General features: G+C 35.4%; 6 protein-coding genes and 1 pseudogene. 5 read left to right on the forward strand and 2 right to left on the reverse strand.

Going from position 1 to position 6,488, the window contains the following annotated elements:
• Both ACFWDE_RS29530 and ACFWDE_RS29535 read left to right on the forward strand, forming a co-directional pair.
• Positions 1 to 605: IS3 family transposase (locus ACFWDE_RS29530; protein ID WP_377896270.1), on the forward strand; the 605-nt coding region annotated here is incomplete at its 5' end.
• Positions 606 to 869: 264 nt separating this feature from the next.
• Positions 870 to 1,079, forward strand: coding sequence for a YqaE/Pmp3 family membrane protein (locus tag ACFWDE_RS29535; RefSeq protein WP_377896271.1), 210 nt, complete (start codon positions 870 to 872; stop codon positions 1,077 to 1,079).
• Between the two features lie 73 nt (positions 1,080 to 1,152).
• Here the strand turns inward: ACFWDE_RS29535 and ACFWDE_RS29540 are convergent, their stop codons facing one another.
• Positions 1,153 to 1,362 carry a KTSC domain-containing protein gene (locus ACFWDE_RS29540; protein WP_377896272.1) on the reverse strand — a complete coding sequence of 70 codons (210 nt, stop codon included), beginning with the start codon at positions 1,360 to 1,362 and terminating at the stop codon, positions 1,153 to 1,155.
• 467 nt (positions 1,363 to 1,829) lie between these two features.
• On the opposite strand from ACFWDE_RS29540, the gene ACFWDE_RS29545 reads away from it, so the two are divergent.
• A complete protein-coding gene (locus ACFWDE_RS29545; RefSeq protein ID WP_377896273.1) occupies positions 1,830 to 4,328 on the forward strand; it encodes a transglycosylase domain-containing protein in 2,499 nt (832 codons plus the stop codon).
• A gap of 82 nt (positions 4,329 to 4,410) precedes the next feature.
• On the opposite strand, the gene ACFWDE_RS29550 is transcribed toward ACFWDE_RS29545, so the two are convergent.
• Positions 4,411 to 4,689, reverse strand: a complete 279-nt coding sequence (locus ACFWDE_RS29550) for a hypothetical protein (protein WP_377896274.1) — start codon at positions 4,687 to 4,689, stop codon at positions 4,411 to 4,413.
• 238 nt (positions 4,690 to 4,927) lie between these two features.
• Here ACFWDE_RS29550 and ACFWDE_RS29555 point away from each other — a divergent pair, with 238 nt between their 5' ends.
• Both ACFWDE_RS29555 and ACFWDE_RS29560 read left to right on the forward strand, forming a co-directional pair.
• Positions 4,928 to 6,073: an MFS transporter gene (locus ACFWDE_RS29555; RefSeq protein WP_377896275.1), complete on the forward strand. Its 1,146-nt coding sequence runs from the start codon at positions 4,928 to 4,930 to the stop codon at positions 6,071 to 6,073.
• Positions 6,074 to 6,320: 247 nt separating this feature from the next.
• Positions 6,321 to 6,488, forward strand: a pseudogene (locus tag ACFWDE_RS29560) (HesB/YadR/YfhF family protein); the annotation flags it as partial.

Below are 6,488 nucleotides of genomic sequence, written 5' to 3' on the forward strand. Positions count from 1 at the left end.
TTATGAAAGAATTAGGGTTAAAATGTCTTGTTCGTATGAAAAAATATCGCTCTTACAAAGGGACAGTTGGGAAAATTGCGCCAAATATTTTAAATCGCAACTTCCAAGCTGTAAAACCAAATGAAAAGTGGGTTACAGATATTACGGAGTTTAAGTTATTTGGGGAGAAGTTATACTTATCACCAATGTTGGATTTGTTTAATAGTGAAATTATTACCTATACAATTGGTTCAAGACCGACCTATTCCCTTGTTTCAGCGATGTTAGATCAAGCTTTGGAACGTATAACAGATCAGGATAAACTCCTCATTCATTCTGATCAAGGTTGGCACTATCAAATGAAACAATACCGTCATTCACTTAAGAATTGTGGCATTACTCAAAGTATGTCTCGCAAAGGAAACTGTTATGACAATGCCGTTATTGAAAATTTCTTTGGTATCATGAAATCAGAATTTCTGTATCGAAAAGAATTTGAAAGTATAACACATTTCAAACAAGAATTAGCAAAGTATATAGAATACTATAATCATAAAAGAATTAAGGCAAAATTAAAGGGTATGAGCCCGGTACAATACCGGGCTCATACCCTAGAGGCTGCCTAATGAAACGACCTGTCTAACTTTCAGGGGTCACTTCATTTTTGTAGGCTTTTTCATATAGGTGTAGAATATGTACATAGAAGAAAAGGTGAATATTGCTTTTGTATGTTAGTGAGTGGTTTCTCAATTATTTTCACTCAGACATCTAATACTCGTAATAATGAGTTCTAATTTGCATTTGTGGAAATAATATAACTTTGTAGATTTGATAGTGTAGGAAATGAACGAATAAGGATTGAAAATAAACAAAAAGGGGTTTTTTTAGAGATGATGTACTTATTGGCAATTCTTCTTCCGCCGGTAGCTGTTTTATTTTGCGGAAAGCCTTTTCAAGCGATTATTAATTTCATTTTAACCCTAATATTCTGGGTTCCAGGAGCTATACACGCAGTTCTTGTCGTACATGATAAAAAAGCCGATCAGCGCCTAAAAAAACAAATTCGGGCGTACGATGAAATTAATAAGAGAAATAGATGATAAATGGATATTGAAAATATTAAAAAAGAAAGAGGGATTTTATCCTCCTTTCTTTTTTGTATGTTACTCAAGTTTAAATTTTAGTGTAGCGGAAAGAATTTTTAATATAAGTATTATGGTAATAACTTTTAGATTGTGCGTTTAATAAGCCGGTGTAAATGCTTTCTGGTACGTTAAAGAAATCATACATACTATTCTTTAGCTGGATTCTTAAAATCATTGAAAAAGGGTTATAGCCAACAGCAACTAAATTTTTTGAGGTAACGGGAGAGAGCTTCATCATTACGCAACTCCTTACTTTTCATTTTAGATGGTTTCTTGTAGATAAGGGGATTGTCTTGTTGAAATCCTAATAATTAAAGAGGTATTATATTTACATGCAATATATCAAATGTTCTTTATACGTAATTATAAGGAAGTTCACACGAAGTACATATCGTTGTGCTATTTTTATTTCACCTTTGATTTATAAATAAGAAAATATTGACCATTTGAAAAAAAGGTATATTATTTATACGAGGTATTAAAAATTCACTTCTTACATTCTATGCTTTAAGGGGCGGTATTATTAGAAGAAAATAGAGGTGAATATAGTTTGTATAAGAAGTATTCCAAAATTTATAATCTGTGAATTGGGAAAATATTGAATGCTTCCGGTTAATAAACTTTCTAAATATAAGTATATTTGTGAAGGTGACCTCAATATTTTATGTAAATCAACGGGAGAATTGAAAGGCAGGAGAAAGTAACATGTCAGAAAATTATCGTTCTCGAGAGGAGCGACGACAAGTTCAAAAGAAAAAACAGCCAGCTTCTAAAAAAACAAAACCAAAAGGTAAAACATCGTTTTTTCGTAAATTTTTAATCAGTTGTTTACTACTTGGTATTGTAGGTTTAGTGGCAGGGGTTGCTACCTTTTTTGTTATGATAAAGGATGCGCCAAAACTTGAGAAATCAAAACTTGTTAATCCGTTATCCTCAAAAATTTATGATAAAGACGGGAATTTGGTATATGAATATGGGAAAGAAAAGCGAACGAATGTTACGTATGATCAAATTCCAAAATTAGTAGAAAATGCATTTTTAGCAACAGAAGATGCACGTTTTTACGAGCATAGCGGGGTAGACTTTAAAGGTACTGCCCGTGCGGTTTTAGTCAGTCTTAAAGGAGATTATGGCTCTCAAGGTGGAAGTACGATAACGCAGCAAGTTATTAAAAATTACTTCTTATCGATGGAAAAAACGTCAAAGCGTAAGGTTCAGGAAATATATTTAGCGTATAAGCTAGAACAACAATATTCAAAACATGAAATATTAGAGATGTATTTAAATAAAATTAATTTAGGTAACCGTTCATATGGAATCGCAACAGCAGCGCAAAACTACTACGGTAAAGAATTAAAAGATTTAACATTACCAGAAGTTGCGATGCTTGCCGGTTTGCCGAAAGCACCGAATAACTATGATCCAACGAAAAAAGAAAATGTCGAAAGGGCAACAGAAAGAAGAAATACTGTACTAAACTTAATGAATCGACATGGTTATATTACAAAGGCAGAAATGGAAGAAGCATCAAAAGTTCCAGTAACAGATGGGCTTAAGACTGTAACTGAACAAACAATGCCATATCCTGCATTTATGGATGCGGTTGTGAAAGAAGTAGAAAAAGAATTACCAGATGCTAATATTGGTTCTGATGGTTTAGAAATTTATACAACGTTGGATCCAAAAGCACAGAAATTGGCTGATAATATTTTAAATACAAATATTATTGATTATCCAAATGATAAATTCCAAGGTGCTTTCACATTTATGGATACAAAAACAGGGGAAGTTCGCGCTATAGGTAGTGGTCGTGGCGAAAATAAAGCAGTATTTAAAGGTCATAATATGGCGATTGAATTAGATCGTGCAGCTGGTTCAACGATGAAGCCAATTTTTGACTATGCTCCTGCAATTGAATATTTAAAATGGGCTACTTATCACCAAATTGATGACTCTCCATTTAAGTATTCAACAGGACAAGAAGTTAGAAATGCTGATAGAAATTATTTAGGATCAGTTACAATGCGTGATGCATTGAAAATGTCACGAAATATCCCGGCTATTAAAACAGCGAAAGAAGTGGGGATTAGTAAATCGAAAGACTTCTCTGAGAAACTAGGTATTACATTTAATAAAGCACCGACAGAATCTACAGCGATTGGTACAAACGAAGTATCACCAACTGAAATAGCGGGTGCTTATGCGGCATTTGGTAATGATGGTAAGTATACGAAGCCGCATTTTGTTAAGAAAGTAGTTTATCCAGACGGCAAGTCACAAAGTTTTGGACAAAAACCAAAACAAGTTATGGCCGATTCTACAGCGTATATGATTACCGATATGCTTCGTTCTGTAGTTACATCAGGTACGGGTACATCTGCAAATGTAGGTTCTTTAGATATCGCGGGTAAAACAGGTACAACAAACTATGATTCAAAACAACTAGCGCAATATAAAATTCCAGAAAGTGCAACTCGTGATAGTTGGTTTGCAGGATATACATCGCAATATACGATGGCAGTATGGACTGGATATATGAAAGATGGTAAAGACGAGTATATTAGTAGTAAAAATACGAAAATTGCACAGTTGATCTTTAAAGAAATGATGAGCGAGATGGCTACAGATAAATCACGCTTTAAAATGCCAAGTAGTGTTATTCAAGAAGGTAGTGAATTGCGTATAAAAGGTGAAAAACGTGATTCATCTCCAAATACGAGCGTACCGGATACAACGGAACAACCAAAACAAGACCAACAGCAAAAAACTGAAGAAGAGAAAAATCAAGAGGAATTAAAGAAACAGGAAGAACTTAAGAAACAAGAAGAGCAAAAGAAGCAAGAGGAACTTAAGAAGCAAGAAGAGCAAAAGAAACAAGATGAACAGAATAAGCAAAATGAACAAAACAATGGAAATGGTCAAGGAACTCCAAATCCACCAACTACTGGAGGTGGTCAAGGAACTCCAAACCCACCAACCACTGGAGGTGGTCAAGGAACTCCAAATCCACCAACTACTGGAGGTGGCCAAGGAACTCCGAATCCGCCAACCACTGGAGGTGGTCAAGGAACTCCAAATCCACCAACCACTGGAGGTGGCCCAGGAACTCCAAATCCACCAACCACTGGAGGTGGCCAAGAAACTCCAACCCCACCAACTACTGGCGGGAACACAGGAGAGGCTCCTTCCAATAATGGACAATAAATAATGCATTTAAAAAGCACCAAGGGTACCGGGAAAAACGGTTTCTTTGGTGCTTTTTGTATTATAAAGAGTAATATTATTTTTAAATGTTAAAAGTACCATAGAAATTTTGAAAGTAAATTGACGGGAAATGATAAAAAATTTGAGTTGGAGGTATTGGATAACTAGGGCTATAAAAAGTAGCGCTACTAGGATGTGTACCATGATACCAAAATGAAGGGGTGACTTGGTCAGTCGATTGATATTGTTGCCAAGCGGCAGGAAGTTCGATACCAACATCAGAACTAGCTGTATGAACGGCAGGAACATGTATTGAGGGAACTGATGGGACAACGGCAGTTATTCTTGGTGATACCCACATGAAGACGATCACTCCTAAGTTACAATGATAAAGTAGTATATTCTTTTAATACTTATAAAGATACATATAGATAGGACTTTCGGTTGAAACATACGTACAAAGTCGTAAGACCAATGTGAATTGATGGTGGACCATTTATTACGAAAAGATACGTCTAATAGCGGAGGGAAAAGGAATATGAAACATATACAATTGATGTGTTGATTGCAATATTTTACGTGTTTATGGAGGGATTTTAATGGAACGATTATGGACGAAATCATTTATTCAAATGACTATCGCAATGTTATTTTTATTTACAGGGTTTTATTTACTTGTTCCAACGCTCCCGCTCTTTATTAAAGAGATTGGTGGAAATGAATCACAAGTTGGACTGATGATGGGAATGTTTACAATAGCGGCAGTAATGATACGGCCGATTATTGGAGGTATGTTAGATAGATATGGTAGGAAATCTTTTATTATTTGGGGACTTATCTTTTTTGGACTAACAATGTTTTCTTATAATTTAGCAACAACTATTATATTTTTAGCGGTTTTACGCGTTATTCATGGCGTGACATGGGCCGTTTCTACAACTGCTGTTGGTACGGCTATAACTGATATTATTCCAGATTCACGCCGTGGTGAAGGAATGGGATGGTATGGGATGGCGATGACAATTGCAATGGCAATCGGCCCGATGATTGGATTATGGGTTGTACAAAATTATTCATTTCATGGCCTATTCTTATTAGCAACTCTTTTATCCTTTATGGCAGTCGTATTATCGTTAATAACGAAAATGCCATTCACGCCACAAAAAGAAAAAGGGAAAATTCAGCTATTTGAAAAATCCGTTTTATCAATTACAATTGTTGTTTTCTTTTTATCGTTTGCATACGGAGGCATAACAACATTTTTACCGTTATTTGCGTCATCAATTGATGTAAATCCTGGGACGTTCTTTCTTGTATATGCAATTGCCTTAACAATTGTAAGGCCGATTTCAGGCAAATTATTAGATAAATATGGAGAAGTATTTATCATACTCCCGGCACTATGTATTACCATTTTAGCTATAGTTATATTAACTATTTCAAATAGTTTAATGGGTGTAATTATCGCAGCGGCATTATACGGTGTTGGATTTGGTTCAGCACAGCCTGCTTTGCAAGCAGCGATGCTTACAATTGTTGCTCCGAGTAAAAGAGGAGTTGCTAACGCCTCATTCTTTACCGCATTTGATTTAGGTATTGGATTAGGTGCGATTTTACTTGGATTTATTTCACAAATATTTGGTTACCGTATTTTATTCGCAGGCAGTGCAATTTCAGGATTAATAGCTTTAATTATATTTGTCATTTTTGTAAAACAACGATTAGGCAAAAAAGATTTTGCGTAAACAGGAGGAGCGAAGATGAAAATTTCAATTGATCATGATGCTCTACAATGGTTTAAGGAAGAATTGCGTATAAAGCATGATGAATCTATTTGATTTACCCCGCTATTTGCGAGCAGTAAGACCCCCACCTCAAAATTCAGCAAATACAAGGGAGTTAGGCAGGAGATTAACTGCTCGTAAATGCCCGATTGGTGTGGGCTAATAATCAGTGGGGGAGGGACAAAACCCCCACTGATTAAAGTTTCACTTTATTGTAAGGTACGGAGGAAATAGCTCAATTCAGCCAGGATATTCTTTAGGAATTGTTTCTGAGAAAACAGACGGGGAAATAGTGTCAGTTGAGAAGGACGGTATTTTATTTTTTATAGATTTTGATGATCTTTGGTACTTTCAAAACTATGATTTAGTTGTAAGC

It is taken from the genome of Bacillus sp. NPDC060175, assembly GCF_042728695.1.
GTDB lineage: Bacteria > Bacillota > Bacilli > Bacillales > Bacillaceae_G > Bacillus_A.